This window comes from Caulobacter sp. Root1455, from assembly GCF_001426905.1.
In the GTDB taxonomy this organism is placed as follows: Bacteria; Pseudomonadota; Alphaproteobacteria; order Caulobacterales; family Caulobacteraceae; genus Caulobacter.
Map to the genome: position 1 here is coordinate 106,564 of NZ_LMFQ01000012.1, position 26,300 is coordinate 132,863.

General features: G+C 69.1%; 30 protein-coding genes. 11 read left to right on the forward strand and 19 right to left on the reverse strand.

Translation table 11 applies throughout. The annotated features are described in order from the left end of the window. Positions 1–66: 66 nt before the first annotated feature. Positions 67–555, forward strand: a complete 489-nt coding sequence (locus ASD21_RS07910) for an OsmC family protein (protein WP_056439180.1) — start codon at positions 67–69, stop codon at positions 553–555. Here ASD21_RS07910 and ASD21_RS07915 read toward each other — a convergent pair. From ASD21_RS07915 to ASD21_RS07925, 3 genes are all read right to left on the reverse strand, one after another. Next, the gene (locus tag ASD21_RS07915) at positions 545–766 is read right to left on the reverse strand and encodes a YdcH family protein (protein ID WP_056439183.1); all 222 of its coding nucleotides are present in this window, start codon (positions 764–766) and stop codon (positions 545–547) included. The two genes, ASD21_RS07910 and ASD21_RS07915, sit on opposite strands and share 11 nt — an antisense overlap. A gap of 79 nt (positions 767–845) precedes the next feature. Continuing rightward, complete coding sequence (locus ASD21_RS07920; protein ID WP_056439186.1) at positions 846–1,295, reverse strand: TIGR02444 family protein; 450 nt, start codon at positions 1,293–1,295, stop codon at positions 846–848. 22 nt (positions 1,296–1,317) lie between these two features. After that, positions 1,318–1,929: a UbiX family flavin prenyltransferase gene (locus tag ASD21_RS07925; protein WP_056439189.1), complete on the reverse strand. Its 612-nt coding sequence runs from the start codon at positions 1,927–1,929 to the stop codon at positions 1,318–1,320. Positions 1,930–2,059: 130 nt separating this feature from the next. Between ASD21_RS07925 and ASD21_RS07930 the strand changes: the two genes are divergently transcribed. After that, on the forward strand, positions 2,060–2,233 hold the full coding sequence (locus tag ASD21_RS07930) for a YdcH family protein (RefSeq protein ID WP_035072566.1): 174 nt from the start codon (positions 2,060–2,062) through the stop codon (positions 2,231–2,233). 138 nt (positions 2,234–2,371) lie between these two features. Here ASD21_RS07930 and ASD21_RS07935 read toward each other — a convergent pair whose 3' ends face one another. The 4 genes from ASD21_RS07935 to ASD21_RS07950 form a co-directional block, all read right to left on the reverse strand. Then, a complete protein-coding gene (locus ASD21_RS07935) occupies positions 2,372–3,091 on the reverse strand; it encodes a DUF1013 domain-containing protein (protein ID WP_056439192.1) in 720 nt (239 codons plus the stop codon). Positions 3,092–3,185: 94 nt separating this feature from the next. Beyond that, positions 3,186–3,551, reverse strand: coding sequence for a hypothetical protein (locus tag ASD21_RS07940; RefSeq protein WP_056439195.1), 366 nt, complete (start codon positions 3,549–3,551; stop codon positions 3,186–3,188). Positions 3,552–3,631: 80 nt separating this feature from the next. After that, positions 3,632–4,360 carry a DUF72 domain-containing protein gene (locus tag ASD21_RS07945; protein WP_056439198.1) on the reverse strand — a complete coding sequence of 243 codons (729 nt, stop codon included), beginning with the start codon at positions 4,358–4,360 and terminating at the stop codon, positions 3,632–3,634. Positions 4,361–4,399: 39 nt separating this feature from the next. Further along, the gene (locus ASD21_RS07950; protein ID WP_056439201.1) at positions 4,400–5,374 is read right to left on the reverse strand and encodes an NAD(P)H-quinone oxidoreductase; all 975 of its coding nucleotides are present in this window, start codon (positions 5,372–5,374) and stop codon (positions 4,400–4,402) included. An 88-nt stretch (positions 5,375–5,462) separates the two neighbouring features. On the opposite strand from ASD21_RS07950, the gene ASD21_RS07955 reads away from it, so the two are divergent. Both ASD21_RS07955 and rcdA read left to right on the forward strand, forming a co-directional pair. Next, complete coding sequence (locus ASD21_RS07955) at positions 5,463–5,669, forward strand: DUF1192 domain-containing protein (protein ID WP_056439204.1); 207 nt, start codon at positions 5,463–5,465, stop codon at positions 5,667–5,669. A 176-nt stretch (positions 5,670–5,845) separates the two neighbouring features. Continuing rightward, positions 5,846–6,355: a protease adaptor protein RcdA gene (gene rcdA, locus ASD21_RS07960; protein ID WP_056439207.1), complete on the forward strand. Its 510-nt coding sequence runs from the start codon at positions 5,846–5,848 to the stop codon at positions 6,353–6,355. A gap of 231 nt (positions 6,356–6,586) precedes the next feature. Here rcdA and rpmE read toward each other — a convergent pair whose 3' ends face one another. Further along, positions 6,587–6,814, reverse strand: a complete 228-nt coding sequence (rpmE, locus tag ASD21_RS07965) for a 50S ribosomal protein L31 (RefSeq protein WP_056439210.1) — start codon at positions 6,812–6,814, stop codon at positions 6,587–6,589. A 114-nt stretch (positions 6,815–6,928) separates the two neighbouring features. On the opposite strand from rpmE, the gene ASD21_RS07970 reads away from it, so the two are divergent. Further along, on the forward strand, positions 6,929–8,782 hold the full coding sequence (locus ASD21_RS07970; RefSeq protein WP_162250219.1) for an ABC transporter transmembrane domain-containing protein: 1,854 nt from the start codon (positions 6,929–6,931) through the stop codon (positions 8,780–8,782). Here the strand turns inward: ASD21_RS07970 and ASD21_RS07975 are convergent. Together ASD21_RS07975 and ASD21_RS07980 are read right to left on the reverse strand one after the other, a co-directional pair. Beyond that, positions 8,779–9,126, reverse strand: coding sequence for a hypothetical protein (locus tag ASD21_RS07975; protein WP_056439217.1), 348 nt, complete (start codon positions 9,124–9,126; stop codon positions 8,779–8,781). The two genes, ASD21_RS07970 and ASD21_RS07975, sit on opposite strands and share 4 nt — an antisense overlap. Before the next feature lie 141 nt (positions 9,127–9,267). Then, positions 9,268–9,972, reverse strand: a complete 705-nt coding sequence (locus ASD21_RS07980; RefSeq protein WP_056439221.1) for an ArsR/SmtB family transcription factor — start codon at positions 9,970–9,972, stop codon at positions 9,268–9,270. An 83-nt stretch (positions 9,973–10,055) separates the two neighbouring features. On the opposite strand from ASD21_RS07980, the gene ASD21_RS07985 reads away from it, so the two are divergent. Then, on the forward strand, positions 10,056–11,450 hold the full coding sequence (locus ASD21_RS07985) for an MFS transporter (protein WP_056439224.1): 1,395 nt from the start codon (positions 10,056–10,058) through the stop codon (positions 11,448–11,450). A 167-nt stretch (positions 11,451–11,617) separates the two neighbouring features. Then, positions 11,618–13,885: a PAS domain-containing sensor histidine kinase gene (locus ASD21_RS07990; RefSeq protein ID WP_056439227.1), complete on the forward strand. Its 2,268-nt coding sequence runs from the start codon at positions 11,618–11,620 to the stop codon at positions 13,883–13,885. 151 nt (positions 13,886–14,036) lie between these two features. On the opposite strand, the gene ASD21_RS07995 is transcribed toward ASD21_RS07990, so the two are convergent. The 4 genes from ASD21_RS07995 to ASD21_RS23855 form a co-directional block, all read right to left on the reverse strand. After that, positions 14,037–14,255: a hypothetical protein gene (locus tag ASD21_RS07995; RefSeq protein WP_056439232.1), complete on the reverse strand. Its 219-nt coding sequence runs from the start codon at positions 14,253–14,255 to the stop codon at positions 14,037–14,039. A gap of 95 nt (positions 14,256–14,350) precedes the next feature. Further along, the gene (locus ASD21_RS08000; protein ID WP_056439235.1) at positions 14,351–15,904 is read right to left on the reverse strand and encodes a hypothetical protein; all 1,554 of its coding nucleotides are present in this window, start codon (positions 15,902–15,904) and stop codon (positions 14,351–14,353) included. Next, on the reverse strand, positions 15,901–16,614 hold the full coding sequence (locus tag ASD21_RS08005) for an ABC transporter ATP-binding protein (RefSeq protein ID WP_235523871.1): 714 nt from the start codon (positions 16,612–16,614) through the stop codon (positions 15,901–15,903). The genes ASD21_RS08000 and ASD21_RS08005 overlap by 4 nt, the downstream gene beginning before the upstream one ends. A gap of 273 nt (positions 16,615–16,887) precedes the next feature. Next, positions 16,888–17,064 (reverse strand): hypothetical protein, encoded by a 177-nt coding sequence (locus tag ASD21_RS23855; protein WP_156390743.1) that lies wholly within the window; start codon positions 17,062–17,064, stop codon positions 16,888–16,890. A 195-nt stretch (positions 17,065–17,259) separates the two neighbouring features. Between ASD21_RS23855 and ASD21_RS08010 the strand changes: the two genes are divergently transcribed. Continuing rightward, on the forward strand, positions 17,260–17,862 hold the full coding sequence (locus ASD21_RS08010) for a hypothetical protein (protein ID WP_156390744.1): 603 nt from the start codon (positions 17,260–17,262) through the stop codon (positions 17,860–17,862). 1 nt (position 17,863) lies between these two features. Here the strand turns inward: ASD21_RS08010 and ASD21_RS08015 are convergent, their stop codons facing one another. Together ASD21_RS08015 and ASD21_RS08020 are read right to left on the reverse strand one after the other, a co-directional pair. Next, positions 17,864–18,385 carry a hypothetical protein gene (locus ASD21_RS08015; RefSeq protein ID WP_056439242.1) on the reverse strand — a complete coding sequence of 174 codons (522 nt, stop codon included), beginning with the start codon at positions 18,383–18,385 and terminating at the stop codon, positions 17,864–17,866. A gap of 16 nt (positions 18,386–18,401) precedes the next feature. Then, complete coding sequence (locus ASD21_RS08020; RefSeq protein WP_156398314.1) at positions 18,402–18,914, reverse strand: hypothetical protein; 513 nt, start codon at positions 18,912–18,914, stop codon at positions 18,402–18,404. A 242-nt stretch (positions 18,915–19,156) separates the two neighbouring features. Here ASD21_RS08020 and ASD21_RS08025 point away from each other — a divergent pair, with 242 nt between their 5' ends. Then, the gene (locus ASD21_RS08025) at positions 19,157–19,597 is read left to right on the forward strand and encodes a DUF2267 domain-containing protein (protein WP_056439733.1); all 441 of its coding nucleotides are present in this window, start codon (positions 19,157–19,159) and stop codon (positions 19,595–19,597) included. Beyond that, positions 19,594–20,001, forward strand: coding sequence for a c-type cytochrome (locus ASD21_RS08030; RefSeq protein WP_056439248.1), 408 nt, complete (start codon positions 19,594–19,596; stop codon positions 19,999–20,001). The genes ASD21_RS08025 and ASD21_RS08030 overlap by 4 nt, the downstream gene beginning before the upstream one ends. A 14-nt stretch (positions 20,002–20,015) precedes the next feature. On the opposite strand, the gene ASD21_RS08035 is transcribed toward ASD21_RS08030, so the two are convergent. From ASD21_RS08035 to ASD21_RS08045, 3 genes are all read right to left on the reverse strand, one after another. Then, positions 20,016–20,483, reverse strand: a complete 468-nt coding sequence (locus ASD21_RS08035; RefSeq protein ID WP_056439251.1) for a hypothetical protein — start codon at positions 20,481–20,483, stop codon at positions 20,016–20,018. Between the two features lie 79 nt (positions 20,484–20,562). Next, positions 20,563–22,068, reverse strand: a complete 1,506-nt coding sequence (gene argJ / locus ASD21_RS08040) for a bifunctional glutamate N-acetyltransferase/amino-acid acetyltransferase ArgJ (RefSeq protein WP_056439255.1) — start codon at positions 22,066–22,068, stop codon at positions 20,563–20,565. Beyond that, positions 22,065–23,090: a peptidylprolyl isomerase gene (locus ASD21_RS08045; protein ID WP_082554674.1), complete on the reverse strand. Its 1,026-nt coding sequence runs from the start codon at positions 23,088–23,090 to the stop codon at positions 22,065–22,067. The genes argJ and ASD21_RS08045 overlap by 4 nt, the downstream gene beginning before the upstream one ends. A gap of 288 nt (positions 23,091–23,378) precedes the next feature. On the opposite strand from ASD21_RS08045, the gene secA reads away from it, so the two are divergent. After that, entirely contained in the window at positions 23,379–26,228 is a 2,850-nt protein-coding gene (gene secA, locus ASD21_RS08050) for a preprotein translocase subunit SecA (protein ID WP_056439258.1), read from the forward strand. The last annotated feature ends 72 nt before the right edge of the window (positions 26,229–26,300 follow it).

Here is a 26,300-nt window from a genome sequence, read left to right on the forward strand (position 1 = left end):
GACGACGCTGTTTCGTTCGCCGAGCCTGACTATATCTGGCCTTCCCGTCGATCAGGAGGCTCGCTCATGTCCAAGTCGCACCGCTACGCCACGACCCTGACCTGGACGGGCGACATCGGCGAGGGCACGGCCAACTACCGGTCCTATGAGCGCGCCTACGAGATCGCCGCGGAGGGCAAGCCGGTGCTGCTCGGCTCGTCCGATCCCAGTTTCCGGGGCGATCCGGCCCGCTGGAACCCCGAGGAGCTGCTGCTGGCCTCGATCAGTTCGTGCCACCAGCTGTGGTACCTGCACCTGTGCGCGGTGAACGGCGTGGTCGTCATCGCCTATCGCGACGAAGCCAACGCGGTGATGGTCGAGGACGAGACCGGCGGCGGCCGCTTCGAGAGCGCCACCCTGCGGCCCCACGTGACGATCGCGGCCGGCTCCGACCCGGCCAAGGCCATGGCCCTGCACCACGAGGCCAACGCCAAGTGTTTCGTGGCCAACTCGCTGAACTTCCCGGTGGGGCACGAGGCGACGGTGACGGTCGCGGTCCAGCCGCCTACGCGATGATGTCCGGCATCAGCTGATCTTCGAGCCGCACGATCTCGTCCTTCAGGGCCAGCTTGCGGCGCTTGAGGCGGGCGATCTGCAGCATGTCGGGCAGGGGGCGTTCCTCAAGGGCCGCGACCGCGTCGCCGAGGTCCTGGTGTTCCTCGCGCAATGTCGCCAGGCGCCGCTCGAGGGCGATGTCGCTGTCGTCTGAAGCGTCGTCGTCGTTCATGGACGCCCCTGCTGTCGTGCCCCGATGATCCCCATGGGGGCGGTGATAGATAGCAAAGCCTGACAGTGGGTAAAGGGTATCACGAAAGGGCGTCGGAAAGGGCGCGCAGAGCGGTCTCGCGCGGCGGATCGCCGGACGCCCGGGCGGCCTCCAGCAGGGCGTCGAACACGTCCAGCTTCGCGCCCGGTTCGCCGCTGAGGGCCTCCAGGCTTTCCATCAGCACCTTCTCGCCGTGCAGCTCGACCCCCTTCACGGCGTTGCGGAAATCCTCGCGCGCGCCGTCCTCGATCCCCGGCCAGGCCGGCTTGACCGTCCGGCGGATGGCCCGCAAGGGCGAGCCGACCTCGGCGTCCCAGCGCTTGACCAGCCGGGCGGCTTCCAGGACGTCGGCGGCGCGGCCCTCGCTGGCCCGCCAGGCGGCCCACAGCAGATAGGGCACGTTCTGGCCGTGTCCGTCCTGCAGCGACAGGCACGCCTGTGCGACAGACGGTCGCGCATAGACCTCCAGGGCCCACTGCCAAAGCCGCATCTTCGTTAACCCCTCGGCCTTTTCAGGCTTCACCAGTGATCGTCGCCAGGTCCTCGCCCCAGCGTTTGACCGGCCGCCAGGACAGGCCGAACAGGTCGAACGCGCGGCCCACCGACTGGTCGACCATCTCGGCGATCGACTGCGGCTTGGCATAGAACGCGGGAAGCGGCGGAGCGATCACCGCGCCCATTTCGGCCAGCTTGGTCAGGGTGCGCAGATGGCCCAGGTGCAGCGGCGTCTCGCGGACCATCAGCACCAGCGGGCGGCGCTCCTTCAGCGTCACGTCCGCGGCGCGGGTCAGCAGCGAAGCCGTTACGCCCGTGGCGATTTCGCTCATGGTGCGCACCGAGCAGGGCGCGACGATCATGCCCAGCGTGCGATACGACCCTGAGGCGATCGCCGCCCCGATGTCGCCCACGCGATGGACGACGTCCGCCTTCTCATTGACCTCCCCGACGGAAAATCCGGTCTCCTGCGATAGGGTCAGGATGGCGGATTTCGACAGGACCAGATGGCTTTCGACGCCCAGTGCACGACAGGCGTCCAGCGCCCGCAGGCCGTAGACAACCCCTGACGCGCCAGAGATTCCGACGACAAGACGAGGCTTTTCCGGCGAGGCCAGCGGGTCCGACATGGTGAATTTTCGTCCGTCTTGGGAGCAAGCTGCGCCAGGTCAAGCGCCGCCGACTGCAATCATATGTGATCTGACAGCTTCGAACAGCGGGTGTTGACTTCGACCTTCCACCAGCAAGGAGCCGACAGCCATGGCCATCGAATCCCGTATCCGCGAGCTTGGGTCCCGTCACGAGAACCTCGACCGCACGATCCAGGAGGAGACCCGTCGTCCCGTCAGTGACACCACCCTGCTCAGGGAGTTGAAGCGGCAGAAGCTCAGGCTCAAGGAGGAAATCGAAGGCCTTAGGGCGCGACTTCATTAGCCCCCTCCAAAGTCCCGCGTCGTGAGACGGCGGTGACGGATCGAGGAGGCCGAAAACAGAAAGGCCCGCTCCGTTCAGACGGGGCGGGCCTTTTGATTCGGACGGGGACAGGCGCATGCGTCTGTCCCCGATCGCTGATCAGTCCTCGTCGTCTTCTTCGTCGTCGGCCACATAGGTCGACTTGCCGAACACGTCCTCGGCCTTGGGCTCGATGCGGCCCTTGCGGATCGCGGCCTCTTCCTCGTCGTGGTCGTCCGGCAGGATGCTGGTTTCCGAGGCCGGACGCAGGGTCGGGTCTTCCGGCAGGATGCCCTTCTTCAGGTCGTCCTTGGCCTTCTTCTCGGCGGCCTTCTTGACCAAGGCGTCCAGTTCCAGCTGGCCGACCAGGCCCAGGGTCACCGGATCGACCGGCTTGATGTTGGCCGCGTTCCAGTGGGTGCGGGCGCGGACCTGCTCGATGGTCGACTTGGTGGTGCCCAGGAGCTTGGAGATCTGCGCGTCGGTCACCTCGGGGTGGTGGCGCAGGAACCAGGCGATGGCGTCCGGGCGATCCTGGCGGCGCGACACGGGGGTGTAGCGCGGGGCCTTCTTCTGCGGCTTCAGCAGCTCGGCGTGGCGGCTGACCTGGGCCTTCATGCGGTAGGCGTCGTTGGCCTGGGCCTTGTCCAGTTCTTCGCGGGTCAGCTGGCCGTTGCCCATCGGATCGGCGCCGCGGATGTCGCGCGCCACTTCGCCGTCGGCGATGCCGCTGACTTCCAGCGGGTGCAGACCGCAGAAGTCGGCGATCTGTTCAAAGGTGAGCGACGTGTTTTCCACGAGCCAGACGGCGGTCGCCTTGGGCATCAGGATGTCGGCCATGAGGGGCTCCAGAAATGACGGCGCCCGACCTTGCGGCCGGGCGGGATGTTCAGTCTGGACCTATAATGCGGTTCTCGAAGAAAGGGAACGGGGATCAACCATTCCCCAGATTCAGCGGCATGTGGCGGTTTGGCGCGGGGATTTCCCGAAGGCCGTCGAGGCGCCGGCGTCGGGCCGCGCCGCGCAGCGCGACCAGCCCGCCGCCGCCCACCCCGGTGAGCAGGGCGACGCCCAGCGCGATCGGCGAGGTGTCCAGCCCTTCGCCGCGCATGTCGAACATGTACAGCATGAAGGGCGGCACGAGCACCGACCAGGCCAGCCACTCGATCCAGGGCTCGGATTTGCGCAGCTCGATCCAGATCATCGCGATCAGGAAGATCACCGCCAGCACGCCGAGCTCCACGTGATGCGGATTGGCGAGGATCAGGCGCAGTCCTTTCAGGCTTCCATTCAGGCTCATGGAGGTCCCCCGGGGTTCGATGCGCGATCCTAACCCAGGGTTGTCGCGCGCCAAGCCGGTGCGCGCGGCCGGCGAAGCTTTCAATCAACGAGCGAAATCAGCTTGTCGGCGTCGGCCGGCGCGGCGCTCTTCACGTCGTTGTCGAAATAGTTGAACACCGTCCTGCCCTCGGCGCGCCAGCCGTCGACCTGCTTGGCCCAGGCCTTCAGCTCGGCGTCGGAATACCGTCCGTGATAGCGCCCGCCCGGGCCGTGGCCGCGCACATAGGCGAAGTCGGCGGTGGTCAGCCAGGGCGAGGGGGCGTCGTGGTGGTCGGAGACGCAGAAGGCGACGCCGTGGTCGCGCAGGATGTCGAAGACCGCGTCCTCGTACCAACTGGCGTGGCGGAATTCGACGGTGACGCGTTGGCCTTTTGGCAGCCATCCGAGGAACCGCTTCAGCCGCTCGTCGGCGCGGTGAAGCATCGGCGGCAATTGCACCAGGGCGGGACCGGCCTTGTCGCCCAGCGGCTTCATCCGGCCGAACACCAGATCGACGCTGTCGCGGCAATCCTTCAGCTTCTTATTGTGGGTGATGTAGCGCGAGACCTTCCAGGCGAAGCAGAAGCCGGCGGGAACCTGTTCGGCCCAGGCGGCGACGGCCTTCTCGGTGGGCAGGCGATAGAAGCTGCCGTTGATCTCGGTCGTGTCGAACCGGCTGGCGTAATAGCGCAGCCGGTCCTTCAGCTTGACCGTCTCGGGATAGAACGGTCCCTTCCAGTCGTCATAGGTCCAGCCGGAACAGCCGATGCGGGGACGAGGATGGCGCATGCGGGACCAACGCCGTCGGTCCCGCGCGGGTTCTCGCGATCAGGCCAGCAACACCACCTTGCCCACGTGCTCGCCCGCCTCCAGGTGGGCGTGGGCCTTGGCGGCTTCCTCCAGGGGGAAAGTGGCGTCGATCACTGGCTTGAGCTTGCCCGCGGCGATCCACGGCCAGACCACGCGCTCGATCTCGGCGGCCAGGCGGGCCTTCTCGTCGGCCGAACGGGGGCGCAGGGTCGAGCCGGTGATCACCGCGCGCTTCTGCATGATCTTCATCACCGGAACCTCCAGTATCGGCCCGGCCAGGGCGGCGATGTAGACGATGCGGCCGCCGGTGTTCAGGGCGTCGAGGTTCTTGTCGAAATAGCTGGCCCCGACCATGTCGAGCACCACGTCGACCCCGCCGGCCGCCTTGGCGACGGCGGCGAAGTCCTCGGTCTTGGCGTCGACGGTGATGTCGGCGCCCAGGGCCAGGGCCTGGGCCTTCTTGTCGGCCCCGCGGCCTGTGGCGATCACTCGCGCGCCGTGCGCCTTGGCCATGGCGATCGCCGTTGTCCCGATACCGGACGTCCCACCATGAATCAGAAGCGTTTCACCAAGCTTGAGCGCGCCATGTTCGAACACATTGGCGAACACCGTGAACACGGTCTCGGGCAGGGCCGCGGCATGGGCGAAGTCGAAACCGTCTGGAATCGGCAGGGCGTGGCGGGCGTCGACCACGGCGTATTGGGCGTAGCCGCCGCCGCCCAGCAGGGCGCAGACCTTGTCGCCGGCCTTCCAGCGTCCAGATCCGACCACGACCTCGCCTGCGACCTCCAGCCCCAGGGTGGTCGGCGCGCCGGGCGGGGGCGGGTAGAAGCCCAGGCGCTGCAACAGGTCCGGACGGTTCACGCCGGCCGCCCGCACGCGGATCAGGATCTGGCCGGGGCCCGGCTCGGGGCGGTCCACGATCACCGGAGGGAGCGCGTCGGCCGTCCCCTTGCCGCCCTCGATGGCGATGGCGGTCATGGTCTCGGACATGGTGGAACATCCCGTGAGGCTTGCGTCGGGCCCTTGGTAGGCGTCAGATGCCGGATCGAAAAGGGGTCGAGCAAAGGAGACCGATCCGATGATGGAAGAGCCGGTCGAGCCGCGCGCTTTCCGCGGCGACGCGCTGAACGCCACCACACATGAGGATCTGGACACCTACGGGGTGGCCGAGCTGGAAGAACGCATCGAGGCGCTGGAAGCGGAGATCGCCCGCACCCGCGCCCAGCTCACCAAGAAAAAGGCGGGACGCGACGCGGCCAATGCGATCTTTGGTCGCCTGGACTAACGATCGGTTTACGCTACAGGCGGACTCTCGGGCCCGCCTGACTCGGAATATCGGCCTTCGGTCGAACTTGGGGGAGGGGCGGTCGCGAAACGGGACGACGACGTCTGGCACGGGGGTTGCAGTCCCCCTGTCTGGCGAGACGGTCTCGCGGCCTTTCGAAGGGGCATTGAGTAGCTATGACCGAGTTGAACGTGGCCGCGCCCCCCTGGCGTGCTGGCGTGATCCAGGATTTCGCTCGCTCCGAGCTGTTTGACCGGACGTTCGAGGAGGGCATGACGCTGGTCGAGGAGACCGCCGCCTATCTCGACGGGGCGGGCCGCCACGACAGCAAGATTCTCTCGCGCAACGCCGCCCTGGCCTACGCCAGCGAAAGCATGCGCCTGACCACGCGCCTGATGCAGGTGGCCTCGTGGCTGCTGGTCCAGCGCGCGGTCAAGGAAGGCGAGATGGAGGCCCAGGCCGCCTGCGCCGAGAACTATCGCCTCGGCCTGGAGAGCGGCGAGCCCGCTCCCGTCGAGGACCTGCCCTTCGGCCTGGTCAATCTGCTGCAGCGTTCCGAACGGCTCTATGAGCGCGTCCGCCACCTGGACAAGCGCATGTACGTCGAGGCCGCCGCCGACGAGGAAGCCCCGCGCCCGGTGCAGGCCCACTTTGATCGACTCAGCGCGGCGTTCGGCGCGGCTTAGGCGCCTCTTCCCCCTCTGGGGGAAGACGACCGCGAAGCGGTCCGTAGGGGGCAAGTGTTAGCCGCGCTGTCGCTAACCTCTGTCCGCCTTGCCGCTTCCCACTTGCCCACCTGGCGACTTCGTCGCCTGTCCGCCCCCATAGGGGGCGGAGGAGCTCCAGAAACAGAAAAGGCCGGCCCGCGAACGCGGAGCCGGCCTTTCGTCGCCCATACGGCGAGAAGCGTGAAACGCTTATTTCTTGGCGGTGAAGCCGGCGAACTTCGCGTTGAAGCGCGAAACGCGGCCGCCGCGGTCCATCATCTGGGCGTTGCCGCCGGTCCAGGCCGGGTGCACGCGCGGATCGATGTCCAGCGCCAGGGTCGCGCCTTCTTTCCCGTAGGTCGAACGGGTCTGATAGGACGTGCCGTCGGTCATGGTGACGGTGATGAAGTGGTAGTCGGGGTGAATGTCTTGTTTCATCGGGCGATCCAACCGACTTGAGGCGGCGTGTAATGTGGGCGGGCGCCAAACCTTGCGGGTGGCTCTCGGAGACGCGCGGCTATAAAGAAAGCGCGCGAATTTGGCAAGGGACAGTTGATGAGTGACGTGAACGCGGGCGAGATTTCGGCCGAGGGCAGGCCGGGCGCGGGCGCGGAGCTGGTCCAGACCCTGGCCGAGGCGGCCGATCGCCGTCCTCGCCGCAAGGACATCCGTCCGCTGGCCCATCTGCTGCCCTTCGTGCGCCGCCACGTGGGCGACGCCCTGGCCGCCGGCTTCTTCCTGCTGTTCTCGACCGGCGCCACCCTGGGCCTGACGGGGGCGTTCAAGGGCGTCATCGACAAGGGCTTCACCAAGGGTTCGAGCGATGCGGTCAACAGCGCCTTCATCGGCCTGGCGGCGGTGGCGCTGCTGCTGGCCGTGGCCACCGCCCTGCGGTTCTTCTTCGTCACCCGTCTGGGCGAGCGCGTGGTCGCCGACCTGCGGCGTGCGCTGTATGGCCACACCCTGAAGCTGGACCCGGCCTTCTTCCTCAAGACCCGCACCGGCGAGGTGCTGTCGCGGATGACGACCGACATCACCATCATCGAGCAACTGGTGGGAACCAGCGTCTCGGTCGCCCTGCGCAACACCCTCAGCCTGATCGGCGGACTGGGCTACATGGCCGTGGTCAGTCCCAAGCTGGCGGGCTTCATCGTGCTGATGGTGCCGGTGATCCTGGCGCCGATCTTCCTGCTGGGCCGCAACGTGCGAAAGCTGTCGGTCAGCGCCCAGGACAAGTTCGCCGACGCGGTCGGCTACGCCGGCGAGAGTCTGGACGCCCTGGACACCGTCCAGGCCTTCGGTCGCGAGAGCGCGGCCGACAACCGGTTCGGCGGCGCCGTCGAGATGGCCTACAAGGCCTCGGTCAAGCGCATCAACGCCCGGGCGGCCATGACCGCGGTGGTCATGGCCCTGGCGTTCGGCGGGGTCACCCTGCTGCTGTGGGTCGGCGCCCACCTGGTGCTGTCGGGCGAGATGACGGCCGGCACCCTGGCCCAGTTCGCCCTGCTGGCGATCTTCGCCGCCGGCTCGGTCGGCGCCCTGGGCGAGGTCTGGGGCGACGTCCAGAAGGCGGCCGGCGCCATGGAGCGGATCTCCGACCTGCTCAATTCCGAGCCCGGCATCGCCGCGCCCGCGAAACCCCAGACCCTGCCGGTCCCGGCCCGGGGCGCGATCGCCTTCGAGGGCGTGACCTTCGCCTATCCCGGCCGCCCGGACCTGCCGGCCCTGAAGGGCTTCGACCTGGTGGTGAAGCCCGGCGAGACCGTGGCCCTGGTCGGACCCTCGGGGGCGGGCAAGAGCACCGTCCTGCGGCTGCTGCTGCGCTTCTACGACCCGCAGACGGGCGTGGTGCGGCTGGACGGCGTCGACCTGCGGGCGGCCGATCCCGCCCAGGTTCGCGACCGCATGGCCCTGGTCGCCCAGGACTCGCCGCTGTTCTCCGGCTCGGCCCTGGACAACATCCGCTTCGGCCGCGAGGACGCCACCGAGGCGCAGGCCCGCGCCGCCGCCGACGCGGCCCAGGCCACGCCTTTCATCAACGCCCTGCCGCAGGGCTTCGACACCCCGGTCGGCGAGCGGGCCAAGACCCTGTCCGGCGGTCAGCGCCAGCGCCTGGCCATCGCCCGGGCCCTGGTGCGCAACGCGCCGATCCTGCTGCTCGACGAGGCCACCAGCGCGCTGGACGCCGAGAACGAGCGCCTGGTCCAGAAGGCCCTGCACGACGCCATGAGCCAGCGCACCACCCTGGTCATCGCCCACCGCCTGGCCACCGTGCTCAAGGCCGACCGCATCGTGGTCATGGAGGACGGCCGGGTGGTCGAGCAAGGCACCCACGCCGAGCTTTCGGCCCAGGGCGGGCTGTATGCGAAGTTGGCCCGGCTGCAGTTCGGGGTGGAGGCCGCCTAGGCCTGCACCGCCGCCTTGGTCGCGGCGGGCAGGGCGGCGCCCAGCCCTTCCTCGCGACGGATGATGTCGATGTGCTCCAGTTGCAGCCGCAGGTCCTGGATGGCCTGGGTGTCGGGCATGCCCTGGCTTTCGGCCCAGGCGACGACGGCGGCCAGGGCCTCGCCGATCCGGCCCAGTTGGCGGCCGTAGCTGCCGACCTCGCCGAGCACGCGGGTCTCGACGCCAGGCGCGCCGGAGGTTCCCAGGTTGATGGTGAACAGGCTGGCGTTGCCGAAGGTCCAGGACCACGGATTGATCGTCTGGGTCAGCTGACTGGGGGCGAGGGCGAGCTTGAAGTCGGGCATGGCGGCGCTCCGGGGATGACGCAACATCAACGCTGAGATGTGTCTCGGCGCGGTTCATCTTCCGGGATTGAGCGACAATCATGTTCGCGCCCAACTCTTAGGCGCCTTCCCCCCGCAAGGGGGAGGGATTGGGGGAGATTTTTACGCCGCCGCCCGTCCCTCGATCGTCTCCAGATCCACCCCCAGCCGCCGGCGCAGCTCGTCGCGGCCCAGCGGGGTCAGCCTGGCCGCGCGGCTGCCGGCGACGGTTTCGATCCAGCCCAGGGCGACCATGCGGCTCAGCAGGGTCACGCCCAGCGGGCCGGCCAGGTGGTGGCGGCGCTCGGTCCAGTCCAGGCACTGGCGGGCGCCGCGCTTGGAGCGCAGGGCGTCGAGATCCAGGCCCAGGTCCTCGAACCACGCGCGGCCGGCCGGCGGGACGTCGTAGAGCTTGCCGTCGACCGGGCAGATCAAGCCGCGCGCCGCCAGGGCGTCGGTCACGGCGATGCCCAGCCGGCCGGCCAGATGGCCGTAGCAGCAGCGACCGTCGCGAAGGGCGCGGGCCAGGGGCGACCGGGGCTGCTCCAGCGAACGGATCGGGGCGGCCAGCAGGGCCAGGGTCTCCAGCACGTGGGCGACCTCGGCGTTGGCCAGGCGGTAGTAGCGGTGGCGGCCCTCGCGCTCGACGCTGACCAGCCCGCCGTCGACAAGCTTGGCCAGGTGGTTGCTGGCGGCCTGGGCGGTAAGTCCGGCGGCCCAGGCCAGGGCGCCGGCCGGATGGGCCCGGCCGTCCTGCAGGGCCTGCAGCATGGCCGCCCGGCTGGGATCGCCGATCAGGGCGGCGGGGGAGGCGATGTTGGCTTCCATGCTGGGAAATATAGGGGAGGATCGCGCCGGATGCTTCACCCTCGCGTGTAACATCCGGCCGCGTCCTCGGCGAAGATCGGGCCATGACCAATGTCCGAGTCGCGACCACCGCCCGCCCCGCCGGCCTGCCGCTGATCCTGGCGGCCGCCAGCTTCGGCTTCACGATCGTCCAGCTGGACGTGACCATCGTCAATGTGGCCCTGGACGCCATAGGCCGCGAGTTCGGAGCGCCGACCGCCAGCCTGCAATGGGTGGTCGACGCCTACACCCTGCTGCTGGCGGCGCTGTTGCTGTCGGCCGGGGCGCTGGGCGACCGTTTCGGACCGCGGCGAGCCTTTCTGACGGGCTTGGTGCTGTTCGCGATCTCGTCGGCGGCCTGCGGCCTGGCGCGCGACGCCTTGCAGCTGATCCTGTCGCGCGCCGTCCAGGGCGCGGCCGCCGCCCTGCTGGTGCCGCCGTCCCTGGCCCTGATCACCCACGCCGCGGCCGGCGACGACAAGGCGCGGGCCTGGGCCGTGGGCTGGTGGACGGCGGCCGGCGGGGTGTCGATCGCCGCCGGACCGGTGATCGGCGGCCTGCTGATCGGCGCCCTGGGCTGGCGCTGGGTGTTCCTGGTCAATGTGCCGCTCTGCCTACTGGGCGCGGCCCTGACCCTGGCCTTCGTGCCCGAGGCCGCGCCGCGAGAGAAGCGGCCGCTGGACCTTCCCGGTCAGCTCCTGGGCTTCCTCGCCCTGGCCGGTCTGGTCGGGGCGGTGATCGAGGGCGGTCACCGGGGCTGGAGCGATCCGCTGGTGCTAGGCGCGCTCGTCGGCGGCTTCGCGGCGGCGGCGGCCTTCCTGGCGGTCGAGATGCGCAGCGCGCATCCAGCCGTACCTTTGGACGTGTTCAAGAGCCGCAGGGTGTGGTCGGCGGTGGTCATCGGGGTCAGCGTCAACTTCACCTATTACGGCGTGATCTTCGTGCTGGGCCTCTTCCTGCAGCGGTCGGCGGGCTACAGCGTGGTGCAGGCCGGCCTGGCCTTTCTGCCGCTGACGGCGACCTTCATCGTCTCCAACCTGCTGAGCGGGCGGATCGCCCATCGCTTCGGCTCGGCGCGGACCATGGCCGGCGGGGTGTTGGCGGCGGCGGTCGGCTACGCCCTGACCAGCCGGCTGTCGGCGCACAGCCCCTTCTGGGCGATGATTCCCGGCTTCCTGCTGATCCCCGGCGGAATGGGCACGGCCGTGCCGGCGATGACCAGCGCCCTGTTGGCCAGCGTCGACCGTCACTTCTCGGGCACGGCGTCCGGCGTGCTGAACGCCTGCCGCCAGGCGGCGGGCGCGGCGGGTGTGGCGGTGATGGGCGCCCTGGCGGCCGGCGGCCCCGAGCGGATCGCCGGCGGTCTGCGGATTTCGGGCGCGATCGCCGCCGTCGTGCTGCTCGGCGCGGCCTGGGTGGCCTGGCGCAGCGAGGGGCGGCCGGTCGCGAGTGTCGGTTAGCCGACCGCAACTGGATGAACTATCGGCCGTTTTTGCCCTCGGAGGCGGGAACGGCCCGTTTTTCGTTGGCTGAAAATCCCAGCTTTCAGCGCCGCGGCTTGAAACCCCGCCTGCCATGAGGTCTGCTGCATCTTGGCCGTTAACCACGGCCGGGAAGGAACACGGGCATGGTGGACACCCGTGATCAGGGGCTCGCCCTTGAGACGTTCGCGCCCGGCGACATGCGCGCGCGGATCGAGGCGTACGACTGGGCGGCGACGCCGCTCGGACTGCGCGAGACCTGGTCGCCCAGCCTGAATTTCGCTGTCGACATGATTGTCGCCAGCCGGTTTCCCAGCGCCCTGCGCTGGGGCTCCGAGCTGGTGCTGATCTACAACGACGCCTATGCGCCCATGCTCGGCGAGCGCCATCCGCGCGTGCTGGGCAAGAGCTTCGTCGAGGCGCCGCCGACCTCCGCCGCCGACGCCGAAGGGCCTGAACGGGCCATCCTGACGGGAGTCAGCGGCGGCACGGTCATCGAGGACCTGTTCCTGACCACGATCCACCCGGACGGCTCGGTCACCGACGGCTATTTCACCATCCGCCTGAGCCCGATGCCCGACGCCGCCGCGCCGTCCGGGGTGGGCGGCGTGCTGATCGCCTTGAACGACGTCACGCGAAGGGTGCAGGCCGAGCAGGCCCTGCGCTCCAGCGAGGAGCGTTACGAACTGGCGCTGCAGGCGGCCAGCGGCGTGGGCACCTGGGACTGGGACATCGTCGGCGACAGGATCTATGCCGATCCGCGCTATGCGGTGTTCCACAGTGTCGATCCGGAGAGAGCGGCCGGCGGGCTTCCGTTCGCGGACTATAGGAAGGCCGTGCATCCAGACGACTTCGCGCGGCTGCTCAAGTCCGGCCGCGCCGACCTGAAGACCACCGGCGATTTCGACGAGGAGTACCGGCTGATCCAGGCCGACGGCTCGATTCGATGGGTGCAGACCCGCGGCCGGGTCGAGCGGAACGCCCAGGGTTGGGCCGTCCGCCATCGCGGGGTGATGGTCGACATCACCGAGCGCAAGCGCATCGAACAGGCCCTGGAGGCCGCCCAGGCGGACCTGCGCATCGCCGTCGACGCCGCCGGCCTGGGCCGCTGGGATCACAATCCGCAGACCGGCGAACGCCTTTGGGACAAGCGCTGCCGCGAGATCTACGGCCTGCCGGACAACATGATCGAGAACCCGCTCGACATCCTCGAGCGCCTGGTCCACCCCGACGACCTGCCGTCGCTGATGGACGCCATCCGGGCCGCCATGGACCCGGCGAACGACAACACGATCAACCGCGAATACCGCATCCGGCGCGACGGCGACGGCGCGCTGCGCTGGCTCGAGACCTTCGGCCAGGCCTTCTTCGACGACGACCGCTGCATACGCTTCGTCGGCGTGGTCTCCGACGTCACCGAGCGCAAGGAGGCCGAAGCCGACCAGGTGCTGCGCGAGGCCACCATGGCCCTGGCCCTGGACGCCGGCAATGTCGGCACCTGGGACTACGACGTCCGCAAGCGCCAGCTGCGCTGGTCCGAACGCGGCTACGACATGTTCGGCATGACGCCGGGCGCGGACGCCGGTCTGGACGACTTCTTCGCCGCCATGCACCCCGAAGACCGCGAGCCCACGCGCAAGGCCTTGCTGGGGGCGATGGATCCGGTCCGCCGCGCCTATATCGACGTCGAATATCGCACGATCGGCCGCGACGACCGCCAGGAGCGCTGGATTTCGGCCAAGGGGCGGGGCTTCTTCGACGAGGCCGGCAAGCCGACGCGCGTGGTCGGCGCCACCGTCGACATCACCGACCGCAAGCGGGCCGAACTGCACCTGCGGCTGCTGGTCAACGAGCTGAATCATCGGGTCAAGAACTCGCTGGCCACGATCCAGGCCATCGCCGCCCAGACCTTCCACGCCGCCCGCTCGCTGCCCCAGGCCCAGGAGGCCTTCTCGGCCCGCATCGTCGCCCTGGCCGAGGCCCACGACCTGCTGACCCGCGAGAACTGGGAGGGGGCGGACCTGCTGGACCTGCTGGGCCGGCTGGAGGACCTGCACGGCGGGCCGGGGCGTTTCACGACCGAGGGCGGATCGGTACGACTGTCGCCGCGCATGGCCCTGTCGTTGTCGATGGCCCTGCACGAGCTGGCGACCAACGCGGTCAAGTACGGGGCGCTGTCGACGCAAAAGGGCCAGGTGCGGATCGCCTGGACCGTGGTTCCGGGCCCCGTCCATCCCCGTCTGGCGTTGACCTGGACCGAGAGCGGCGGCCCGCCGGTGTCGCCGCCCACCCGACGCGGCTTCGGTTCGCGGCTGATCGAGCGCGGCCTGGCCTCGGAGCTGTCGGGCGAGGCGCACATCGACTTCAGGCCGGAGGGGGTGGTCTGCCGGATCGAGGCGGCGCTGGACGGGTAGTGGGCGCACGCCCCTCAAAGGTTGTCATCCCGGAAGCGCGTAGCGCTGTCCGGGACCCAGGGGAACCGCAACGCATCGGCCGGACAGCCTCTGCGAGGCTTCCGGGATGACAACGGAATTGGAGATTGGGGGATTGAGGGCTTAGCCCGGTTCAGGAATCCACCGGCGCCGGGGTCTTCGCGGCGGCGGGTTTCAGGGCCTGGATCACCATGGCGCCCAGAGCCATCAGGGCCACCGGAACCAGGGCCAGCAGCCAGACGAGGACGATCACGGCCAGTTGCAGCACGCTGATCGCGACGACCAGAGCCTTGGACTCCTGACGGTGTCCTCGGTGGCTCTGGGATCGGAACGTGGCGTGCACGGCGGGCATGAGGTACTCCGACTCGACTCAACGTCCCCCGACGTGGTTTCAGAGCCTAGATGCGTCGGAATGCCGCGCAATCAGGTAAAACCCTAATCTTAGCTTTACCGTGTTCGAAGGTTGCGGGCGATCTGGGCGTCGCTGCGCCGCAGGCTCAGCAGGGACGCGCCCGCCAGGCCCAGGGGAATCAGCGCCCACGGCCACAAGCCGGCCACGGCGAGGCCCGTCGCCCCGGCCACCAGGGCCGAGACCAGCATTTCGGCGATCGTGGCCATCCACGAGGCGCCGCCGCGCCGCTTGAAGTCCGACCGCTTGCCCGGCCGCTGGTGCCAGATGTTGATCAGGCCGCTGCTCCACGCCGCCAGGGCCGCGCCCAGGGCCGTCCAGGCGCCGACGGCCGGCAGGAACCAGGTCAGGGCGGCGATCGGCAGGACCAGGAGCAGCGCCACCGGGACGAGCGCGGCGGTAAGCTTGGCGCGGCGCAGGGTGCGGATCCTGGCCGGCGACACCGCCAGCAGATCGGGCGCCTCCTCGGCCGACAGGGTGATCCAGGCCAGGCTGCCGGCCACCTGTCCGGCCAGGAACGCCACCACCCCGGCGCCGCCCGCCAGGGCCGCGCCCGTGCCGTGGCCGGCGTTGCGGCTGAGCAGCAGGGCGGTGGGGATCAGGTACAGCACCCGCAGCAGCACCTGCGACAGCAGGGCCGCGTCGCGGCCGATCAGCAGCAGCTCCTTGCGCAGGGTGGCCAGGAACGGCCCGGAGGCGAAGGCGCGCCGGGCGTCGCCGCGGGTCGCCTTGGCCGGACGCGCCCCGGTCTTGCCCTGGGTGGCGGCCGCCGCGTCCGAGAACCGCCGGCCCAAGGTCAGGGCGGCCAGGGCGAACAACGCCGCCGATCCGGCCAGCAGGGCCAGCAGCGGCAAGGGCTCTCCCAGCATGGCCCGCAGCGGCAGGCCGACGATCGGCGCTGGATGCAGCCGCCCCTCCTGGGCCTGGCGGGTGATCTCGGCGAACAGGCTGTTGCTCTTCTGCACGCCCAGGATGGTGCGGGTCTGGCTGACCAGGAAGAAGGCCGCGCCGACCAGGGCGGCCATCACCTGGGCCACCGTGCGGGTGCGGCGCGGGCCGATCAGGGCGAACAGGGCCATCGCCAGCAGCAGGCCGACGGCGGTCGAGGCCAGGGCCAGGGCGCCCAGCACCCCGAACACCCCGATCCAGCCCGGATGGCCCCAGATCACCGACGGCAGCAGCAGGGGCGTGAGGATCAGCGCGAAGATGGTCAGCACCCCGCCCGCCACGCCCAGCGAGCGCACGAACAACACCTTGGCCGGTCCGATCGGCGACGAGAACAGCAGGTCCAGGTCGCCCCGGTCGTACAGGGCCTCGCTCGAGGCGCTCAGGGTCTGGGACAGCATCAGGGTGAAGACCACGGCGCTGACCAGGGCCGCCAGGCTGATCGAGATCGGGTTGATCGGAACCTCGACCGCGTGCAGGCCCAGCGCCGCCAGGACGCCGCCGCCCACCAGCATCGTCGCGACGACGACCAGGCTGATCAGCCCCCGCGCGCCCTTGCCGGCCCGGCCGGCGCGGAAGTTGCGCCAGTAGATCCGCATTTCGTGGGCCAGCAGCCAGAGGATGGAGCCCGGCGCGGTCAGGGTCACGCCGCGCCTCCGTTGGCGTCGGCGGCGGTCAGCTGCAGGAAGACGTCCTCCAGGCTGGAGCCGTCCTTGCCTTCGCCCGCCCCTCCTTTGCGCGTCTGGGCGCGCAGGGCGTCCAGCGTGCCCTCGGCCAGCAGGCGGCCGCCGGCGATGATGCCGATGCGGTCGGCCATCCGCTCGGCCACTTCCAGGATGTGGGTGGTCAGGATCACCGTCCCGCCGGCGTCGACCCGCTCCTGCAGCATGTCCTTGACCAGGCGGGCGGCGGCGGCGTCCAGGCCGGTCAGGGGCTCGTCGAGGATCAGCAGTCGGGGGTCGTGGATCAGGGCCCCGGCCAGGGCCACCTTCTGTTTCATGCCGCGCGAGAAGCCCTCGCAGCGCGTGCGGGCCTCGGCGGCCAGGCCCAGCTTGGCCAGCAGGTCCTCGGCCCGAGCCTTGGCGGCCTTGGGCTCGACGTTCCAGAGGCCGGCGACGAATTCCAGATACTCCAGCGGGGTCAGCCGGTCGTAGACCATGGCCTCGTCCGGGGCCCAGGCGGTGATCGCCTTGGCGGCGGCCGGATCGGCCCGCGCGTCGATTCCGAAGACGCTGATCTCGCCCTTGTCGGGCTTGGTCAGGCCGGCGACCATCCGCAGGGTGGTGGTCTTGCCCGCGCCGTTCGGCCCCAGCAGGGCGTACAGCTCGCCGGCGTGGACGGTGAGGTCCAGGTCCATGACCGCCGGCTTGGTGAAAGTCTTGTCGAGGCCGCGAACGATCAGAGCTTCGGTCAACGGCAGGTCCCCGGGTCAGCGTGTCAGCGCATGTGAACTGGATTGGCGGCGAGGTTCAAGCGGCGACCACTTGCCCCCTGCGGACCGCTGCGCGGTCGTCTTCCCCCACAGGGGGAAGAGGAGCCGTCGCGAAACGCGCGTCCTCCGCCCCCTGTGGGGGCGGACAGGCGGCGCAGCCGCCAGGTGGGGGCAAGTGGGTGAGCCACCTGACCTTGCTTACAGACACAGCCACGCCGCCTGGGCCGCCAGCCGGTAATCCTCGTTCCACGGCGGGCCGAGCGTCGCGCCCAGAGCGCGCAGGCGCGTGTCCAGGTCGGCGGCGTCGAGGCCCAGGGCCATGCCCAGCGCGGACGGCCGAAACCCCAGGGCGGCCAGGGAGCTTTTGTCGCCCATCACGTCCTCCGCGCGTTCGACCGCGCCAGGCTACGCCCGCCCGGGCCGCGAGGCCAACGAAGGCTGGTCCAGCCGCGTCATGTGAACGTGATTGTGGAGGACCGGGGGCCATCGTCCGCAGCCGCGGCGACGCGTGATCTTTTCCTCGGCCACGGCGGCGCTATGATTGTCGCCGACCAATTCGACGGAAGCCGCATGCCCAAGACCATCGCCGTATCGATCGCCCTCGTCGCGGGCGCGCTGCTGGCCCTGCCGACCGTGAGCGCCCAGGCGCGCGACGAATACGTCATCGTCGGTCCGACCTGCGGCGTCGACCAGCCCTACCTGTGCAAGGACCCCGCCGAGCGGGCCCGATACGAGCAAAGGGCCAAGGACCGGCAAGCCCGGCAAGAGGCCCAGGCCAGGGCGGCGGAGGCCGCGCGCCTCAAGCGCGAGGCCGACATCAAGGCCATCATGAAGTCGATGAACCTGTCGCCGGCCCAGGAGGCCGACGCGCGACGGCTGTACGAGATGCGCCAGGCCGCCCAGGCCGCCATGCCCAAGCCGCCGGGCGGCCTGGCGCAGGCCTCGACACCGAAGCCCGACGACAAGTTCTGCCCCAACCGCCGCTCGTCCGAGGAGATCGTGCAGGTCACCGGCCTGCGGCAGCCGACGCAAGCGCTGGCCATGGCCTCGCTGTCGTCCAACCCCGGCGTCTATGACGCCCGGTGTTCCGGCAACGACTTCGGCTGGCAGTGCGTCGGCAAACGGAAGACCGGCAAGACGGTCGAGGCCTGCGTGGGCGGCGCGGCTCAGTAGGCTAAAAGCCCGTGCCCTGGGTGGCGTCGCACGACACCCGCAGGAACTCCATGGCGTAGGCCACCCGCTTGGCCATGTCCTCGGTGGGCAGGCTGAAGCGGTGGAAGTAGTCGCTCCACTGGGTCGCGTCGGCCACCACGATGTTGGCGCCGGAGACCGTGACCGACATGACTCTTTTCCAGTTCATGTAGCCGTTCTCATTGGAGGTCACGATTTCGCCGCCCCGCGACCAGACCAGCTTGCGCTTGAACTGGGTTTCGCAGCGCGACGGCGAGGTGACGTCCCAGATCGGCGCGACGGCCTTGTCGTAGTAGCGAACGACGGTCTGGCTGCCGGAGTTGTCTTGGTAAGAGCCCTGAGTGAAGGTTTGGCTGCCGCTCCGGTCAGTATAGTTGATCTGTCCCAGCCCGGCGATCTGAGCGATGAACTTCTGGGCGTTCTCGGGGGTCTGCTCCTGGGCGGCGGCGGGCGCTGCGAACGCGAAGAGGGCGGTGGCGACCGTAGCGGCCGTGCGGGCAAGCATTAGATCTTCCTCAGGATTAGAAACCCGTGCCCTGGGTGGCGTCGCACGACACCCGCAGGAACTCCATGGCGTAGGCGATGCGCGTGGCCAGGGCCGCGTTCGGCAGGGTGAAGCGGTGGAAGAGCTGGTAGCCCCCCGCGCTCTCGTCGACATAGACGTAGGCGTTCTCGGCCTTCACCGCGGCGACATTCCGCCAGATGATCGTCCCGTCGGCGTCCGCCGTGCCGACCGTCCGGCCATAGGTCGTGCGTTGATAGTGGAATTTGGTCAGGCACGAGCCTGTCGCGCTCACATCCCAGAGCGGCGCGACCGCCTTGTCGAAATAGCGCTGGTTTCCCGTCTCATCCCGATAGACGCCTTGCTCGAACCCCCCGCTGCCTGTGGAGCGCCAGGCGTAGACGAGCTGACCCAGGCCGGCGATCTGGGCGACGAACTTCTGGGCGTTCTCCGGGGTCTGCTCCTGGGCGGCGGCGGGACCGGCGACGCAAATCAAGGCGACGATGGCCGTCGCGACAGTCTTACCAAACAAGCGATCCCCCGCCCAAACCCGGCTTTGCCGAACCTTGGCTGGAAACTACCGTCGCGCGACCGACCTGTCGAGACGGGGCCCCTGTCGACCTGGTCTGGCGAAGAGCGAGGATGCGGCCCTCGCGCGCGGTGGGCAGGCGTCGGAAAGCGGAATTGTCCGCATGGCGAGCGACAGGATTGATCCTCGTCAACACGGCATGGCTCCCGATCGGACAGGCTGGGCGCATGATCCTGGAGGGTCCCATGTCCAGCAGTCTTCCGGTTTTCGACACCACCATCCAGGAGACCAACGCCTGGTTGAAAGACATCGCCAGCGAGCTTGGTCCCTGTGATCGCCACCAGGCCTATCTCGGGGCCCGCGCGACGCTGCACGTGCTGCGTGATCGGCTGGCCCCAGACTCCGCGATGAACTTCGCCGCCCAGCTGCCGATGCTGCTGCGAGGCGTCTTCACGGAAGGTTGGCGGCCCAGCCAGACGCCGACCCAGGAGCGGGACGTCGATGCGTTCCTGGCCCGGATCGAGGCCGCCCTGCCGCCCGACTACCCGATCGAGACCGAGAGCCTGGCGCGCGGCGTCCTTCGAGGCCTTTCGACGCGAATGGACCCCGACCTGCTGGTCAAGGTGCTGCGGCAGCTGCCTCTGCCCCTGCGCGCGCTCTGGCCCCAAACCCTGGCGACGCTATGAGCCCGCTCGCTGGCGTTGCGCGGCCCGGCCGGATCCTTTGGGGCCTCGCGGTGGTGGTCTCCGGCGTCGCGGCGGGCTGCGCCGCCCTGGAGCCTATGCATCCTGGGCCCGAGATCCCCCTTGTCGAAACGGGGCGCGCGCTCGCCGTCAGCGAATGCTCGTCCTGCCACGCGGTGGGGGCCGGCGGCGGTTCTCCGGCCACCGGCGCGCCCTCTTTCGCGAGCGTCGCCGAACGCTATCGCAACTACCGGCTGGACTGGGAGCTGGAGACCATTTCGCAGGTCGGTCACTACCAGATGCGGCCCAAGATGCTGACCTCCCCGGAAATCAGCGCCCTGTCGGCCTATATCCGCACGCTCGACAGCGGCAAACCCTCCGGGGCCTCGACGCCGCCGCCTTCCTAGATTCGCGTCGCGCCTCAGTTCGGCCGCCCGTCGGGCTCCAGCTCGAAGGCCGCGTCCAGGGTGACCTCGTCGACGACGGTTCCCTTCAAGGCGGCGTCCAGCACCTCGCCCAGCGAGCTCCAGACGAAGGCCAGCTGTTCCAGCACGGCGGGCAGGCGTTCGGGCTCGAAGCCCGGATAGAGGTCGGCGACCAGCCACAGGCCGGTCAGCACGTCGAAGCCGAACCGGCAGCCGATCAGCCGGAACTGGGCGCGGGCGATGGTCTCGAACAGGGCGTCCAGGCTGCGGGCCTGGTCGAGATCGGCCTGGTCGAACACCTGGCAGCGCACCTGCAGCCAGTCGCCCTCGGGGAACAGGTAGAAGGCCCCGCCGTCCTCGGATCCGGAGACCTCCAGGCCGCGGTCGATCTCGGCGACCAGGTAGCCGGCCTCGAGGCAGGCCTCGGCGATGTCTTGGAGGCTGATGGGGGTGTCTTCGGCCATGGGCCTGCCCTTCTTAAATCCGCTCATCCCGGCGTTCGCCGGTATGAGCGGTTCTTTATGGGGGATCAGGGGCGGAGCCCTAGCTCCGATAGTCCCCGTTGATCGCCACGTACTGCTTGGTCAGGTCGCAGGTCCAGACCGTGGCCGAACCCTTGCCGACGCCGACGTCCACCGAGACCTCGAACTCCTGCTTCTTGACGTACTTGCTCATCGCCGCCTCGTCGTATTCGGCCGAGACCAGGCCGTCGCGGGCGGCGTAGAGGTCGCCGAACCTGACGCTGATCTTCTCGCGGTTGACCGGCTCGTCGGCGCGGCCCACGGCCATGACGATGCGGCCCCAGTTGGCGTCCTCGCCGGCGAAGGCGGTCTTGACCAGCGGGCTCTCGGCGATGGTGCGGGCGATCTTGCGGGCCGACAGCGGGCTTTCGGCGCCGTTGACGGTGATCTTGACGAACTTGCTGGCGCCCTCGCCGTCGCGGACCAGTTGCAGGGCCAGGTCCAGCAGCACGGCCTCCAGCTTCTCGCGGAAGTCGGCCAGGCGGCGGTCGCCGGCGCGGTGGATCTTGGGCGCGCCGGACTTGCCGGTGGCGAACAGCAGCAGGGTGTCGTTGGTCGAGCGATCGCCGTCCACGGTCACGCAGTTGAACGTGGTGCGGGTGTAGAGGCTGACCAGGGTCTGCAGGGCGGCCGGGGCGATGGCCGCGTCGGTGGCCACGAAGGCCAGCATGGTGGCCATGTCGGGCGCGATCATGCCCGAGCCCTTGGTGATGCCGGCGATCCGCACCTCGCGCCCGTCGATCAGGGCGGTGGCGTAGGCGCCCTTCGGGAAGGTGTCGGTGGTCATGATCGCCGCCGCGGCGCCGGCCCAGGCGTCCTCGGTCAGGCGGGTCTCCACCTCGCGCAGGTTCGAGATGATCTTGCTGTCGTCGAGGATGACGCCGATCACCCCGGTAGAGGCCATCATCACGTCGCGCTGGCGGCAGTCGAAGCGCTTGCCCACGGCCGTGGCCACCCGGCGCACCGCGTCGGCGCCGGGCTTGCCCGTGAAGCTGTTAGCGCAGCCGGCGTTGACCACCAGGGCGCGGACGTCCTCGCCCTTGCTGGCGGCCAGCTGGCGCTTGCACCAGTCGACCGGAGCCGAGCCGACGCCGTGACGGGTGAACACCCCGGCGCAGCTGGTGCCCTCGGCGAAGCGCATCAGCAGCATGTCCTCGCGGGCGTGCTTGTAGAAGCCGGCGCGGCCGGTGGCGATCTCGACCCCGGCGATCGGCGGGATGGTCGGGAACGGCACGGCCAGGGGCGAGACGGCCAAGCCCGGCTTGCCCGGCGTTCCGGCGGGGGCGGCGGCGGGCTTGGCGGCCTGGATCGCTTCCGGAACGCCTTGGTCGGCGTCCTTCTGGGCGCGGCGCAGGCCGGCGCGCTTGAGGGCGGCGGTCAGCGGGTCCAGCGCCCGCTCCAGGGTGTGGCCGACGCTGGCGCCGACCTGGCCGACGATCTCGGCCGGGGTGGGCGAGGGCGCGGCGGCGGCCTTCGGAGCCGCCTTGGCCTTCTTCGCTGCGGCGGCGGGCTTGGGGGACTTGGTCATTTCTTGGCCGGAACTTGAGCGGGGGCGGACGCCGGCGGGGCGTCGTCGAGATCGGAGGAGGGGGCTTGGTCGGCCGAGCCCGGCGGGGCCGAGGCCGGCTCCTGCGGGGCGCCGGGGACGTCCTGCGGCTTGCCGGTCAGCATCTCGACCTTGGCGCCGCCGCGCAGCTTTTCCAGCAGGTCGCGGACCTGGTCATAGGTCAGGAAGCGCACGATCTGCGGCCGGGCGGCTTCCAGGGTGATCGGTTCTTCCAGGCGCTTGTCCTCGACGCGCAGCACGGCCCAGCCGCCCTCGGTCTGGAACGGGCCGACCAGGGCGCCCTTCTCGGCGCCCTGAAGGGCCACGGCGTAGGCCGGCGGCATGACGTCGACGGTGAAATAGCCCAGGTCGCCGCCGTTGAAGCGGGTGGCCGGGTCGGTCGAGCGCTCCATGGCCAGGGCGTCGAACGAGGCGCCGGCGGTCAGCAGCTTCTTGACCGCCTCGGCGTCGGCCTGGCTGGCGACCAGGATCTGGCGGGCGCGGATCTCTTCGCTGCGCTTGGACAGCTTCTGCTGCTCGGCGTAGAGGCCGCGGATGGCGTTCTCGTTGACGGCCTTCTCGACGACGCTCTCGACCAGCATGTCGCCCAGGATGCGCTCGCGCGCGGCGGCCAGGCGGCGCTGGGCCACCGGATCCTTGTCCAGCTTCTGCTTCAGCGCCTCGGCGGCCAGCAGCTTCTGGTCGACCACCTCGTCCAGGCGCTGGCGGAACAGGTCGGAACCGATGTCCAGCGGTTCGCCCTCGCTGATCAGCCCCTGGGCCACGGCCTCGCGCTTGACGTCGGAGGCCCAGACCGTGTGGCCGTCGACCCGGGCGACCGCGGTGTCGCCGGGCTCGGGCGGGCGCTCGTCGGCCTTGTTTCGGCCGCAGGCGGCGATCAACAGGCTGAGGACGGCGACGGCGACGATGGCCGACACGCGAGGCTTGGAAAAACGGGCCTGGGAAAAACGGGACTGGGAAAAGCGAGACTGGACAATATTCATCTGGGGCCGATCTCCGGCTGACTCTCCTTCAGCGCTCTAGCGCGGTTTATCGCCAAGAGGAAACAGCTTCGCGATATGGATCGGAAAACGCGCGAAGCGGTTAAACCCGGCGCAAACCGTCACCACACGCCCCCGCCTCGCGTTGACACCCGCTAGGCCGGTGCTTAAGTCTCCGCGCGCGTACAAGAAGTGGAAATCCCGCTAGCCTCGACGCCTCCAGTTTACCGTAGTGAAGGCCCTCAAGCCCTAGCGCCGGCCTCACAGACACCGCTCCGGAACCCTCACTTCATGCTCGGCTTCGCCAAAAAGTTCTTCGGCTCTTCCAACGAACGCAAAGTCAAGGCGATGTCCGCCAAGGTGGCGAAGATCAACGCCCTGGAGCCGGACTACGCCGCGCTGTCGGACGAGGCCCTCAAGGCCAAGACCGCCGAGTTCAAGGCCCGCCTGGAAAAGGGCGAGACCCTTGAGGATCTGCTGGTCGAAGCCTTCGCCACCGTGCGCGAGGCCTCCAAGCGCGTGCTGGGCATGCGCCACTTCGACGTCCAGATGGTCGGCGGCATGGTGCTGCACGGCGGCGGCATCTCGGAAATGCGCACCGGCGAGGGCAAGACCCTGGTCGCTACCCTGCCCACCTACCTCAACGCGCTGGAGGGCAAGGGCGTCCACGTCATCACCGTGAACGACTACCTGGCCAAGCGCGACGCCGAGTGGATGGGCCAGATCCACAACTTCCTGGGCCTGTCGTACGGCGTGATCGTCAACGGCCTCAGCCAAGGTGAGCGTCAGCGCGCCTATCGCAGCGACATCACCTACGGCACCAACAACGAATTCGGCTTCGACTACCTGCGCGACAACCTCGTCTACAGCGTCGAGGAAATGGTCCAGCGCGGCCACCACTACGTGATCGTCGACGAAGTGGACTCGATCCTGATCGACGAGGCCCGCACGCCGCTGATCATCTCGGGCCCGACCGAGGACCGCAGCGAGTTCTACAAGACCATCGACGTCCTGGTGAAGGAGCTCATCAAGGACAAGACCAACTACGATCACGACGAGAAGCAGAAGCAGGTCATCCTCACCGAGGAAGGCCAGGAGCGCATCGAAGAGATCCTGATGGAAGGCGGCCACCTGGCCGAGGACACCGCCGGCCTCTACGACGCCGCCAACATCTCGGTCGTGCACCACGTCAACCAGGCCCTGCGCGCCAACGTGCTGTACACGTTCGACAAGGACTACATCGTCAAGGACGGCGAGGTGATCCTGATCGACGAGTTCACCGGCCGCATGATGACCGGCCGCCGCCTCTCGGAAGGCCTGCACCAGGCCATCGAGGCCAAGGAAGGCGCCAACATCCAGCCCGAGAACCAGACCCTGGCCTCGGTGACCATCCAGAACTACTTCCGTCTCTACAAGAAGCTGGCCGGCATGACCGGCACGGCCGCGACCGAGGCCCAGGAGTTCGACGACATCTACAAGATGGGCGTCAGCGAGATCCCGACCAACCGCCCGGTCCTGCGCATCGACGACGACGACGAGGTCTATCGCACCGAGCGCGAGAAGAACGACTCGATCCTCCGGCAGATCGCCGACTGCCACGCCCGCGGCCAGCCGATCCTGGTCGGCACCGTGTCGATCGAGAAGTCGGAAGAGCTGTCCAAGCTGCTGTCGACCTATCCCTACAAGGTCGAGATGTCGCGGACCCCGAAGGCCGAGCACGCCGGCAAGGACGACAAGGAACTGGCCAAGATCGGCGATGACGCCTTCGACATCGTCTACAAGACTGGCAAGGGCATTCCGCACCAGGTGCTGAACGCCCGCTTCCACGAGCAGGAAGCCGGCATCGTCGCCGACGCGGGCGTGCCCGGCGCGGTGACCATCGCCACCAACATGGCCGGCCGCGGCACCGACATCCAGTTGGGCGGCAACATGGACATGCGGCTGGCCAACTGGCGCCAGCAGCAGAAGGGCCTGGGCATCACCCCGACCCACGAGGACGAGCTGGCCCAGCGGGCCGAGCTGGAAGTCGAGATCGGCGCCGCCAAGGCCCAGGCCCTGGCCGCCGGCGGTCTGTTCGTGCTGGGCACCGAGCGCCACGAAAGCCGCCGCATCGACAACCAGCTGCGCGGCCGCACCGGCCGTCAGGGCGACCCGGGCCGTTCGAAGTTCTTCCTGTCGTGCGAGGACGACCTGCTGCGCATCTTCGCCGGCGAGCGCCTGGACGCGATCATGCGCACCTTCGGCGTCCAGGAAGGCGAGGCGATCACCCACAAGTGGCTGAACAACGCCATCGCCACCGCCCAGAAGCGCGTCGAGCAGCGCAACTACGAGATCCGTAAGAACCTCCTGAAGTACGACGATGTCGTCAACGACCAGCGCAAGGCCGTGTTCGAGCAGCGCCAGGAGTTCATGGAGGCGACCGACCTCTCGGACATCATCACCGAGATGCGCCATGACGTGGTCGACGACTTCGTCGCCCGCTACATGCCGCCCAAGGCCTATGCCGAGCAGTGGGACATCGAAGGGCTGGACGAGCGCGTCCAGGCGATCCTGGGCCTGACCCTGCCGCTGAAGGAATGGGCCGCCGAGGAAGGCATCGGCGACGAGGAGATGCGCGAGCGCATCACCAAGGCCGCCGACGCCTACGCCGCCGAACGCGAGGTGATCATCACCCCCGAGCAGATGCGCTCGGTGGAGAAGAACTTCCTGCTGCAGATGATCGATCTGCAGTGGCGCGAGCACCTGATGCACCTGGACCACCTGCGCAACGTCATCGGCCTGCGCGGCTACGGCCAGCGCGACCCGCTGAACGAGTACAAGACCGAGGCCTTCTCGCTGTTCGAGAAGCTGCTGGGCGATCTGCGCACCAACACCACCCGCTGGCTGATGACGGTCGAGATCGCCTATGCCGAGCCCGAACCGCTGCATTCGCCCGAGGGCCTGACCGAGGTGCACCTGGACCCGCTGAGCGGCGAGAACGTCGCCACGGCCGGCGCCCTGCCCGAGGGGCTGTCGCCGCAGCAGCGCGAGGCCCTGCCGGTCTCGGTGCTGCCGGAAGGCTGGGAATACACCGCCCGCAACGGCGCCTGCCCCTGCGGGTCGGGCAAGAAGTTCAAGCACTGCCACGGCGCGCTGGTTTAAGGCCTGAGCGCTTGACGAAATGAAGCGCCCGCCCCGGGAAACCGGGGCGGGCGTCTTGCTTTTCCACCTCTG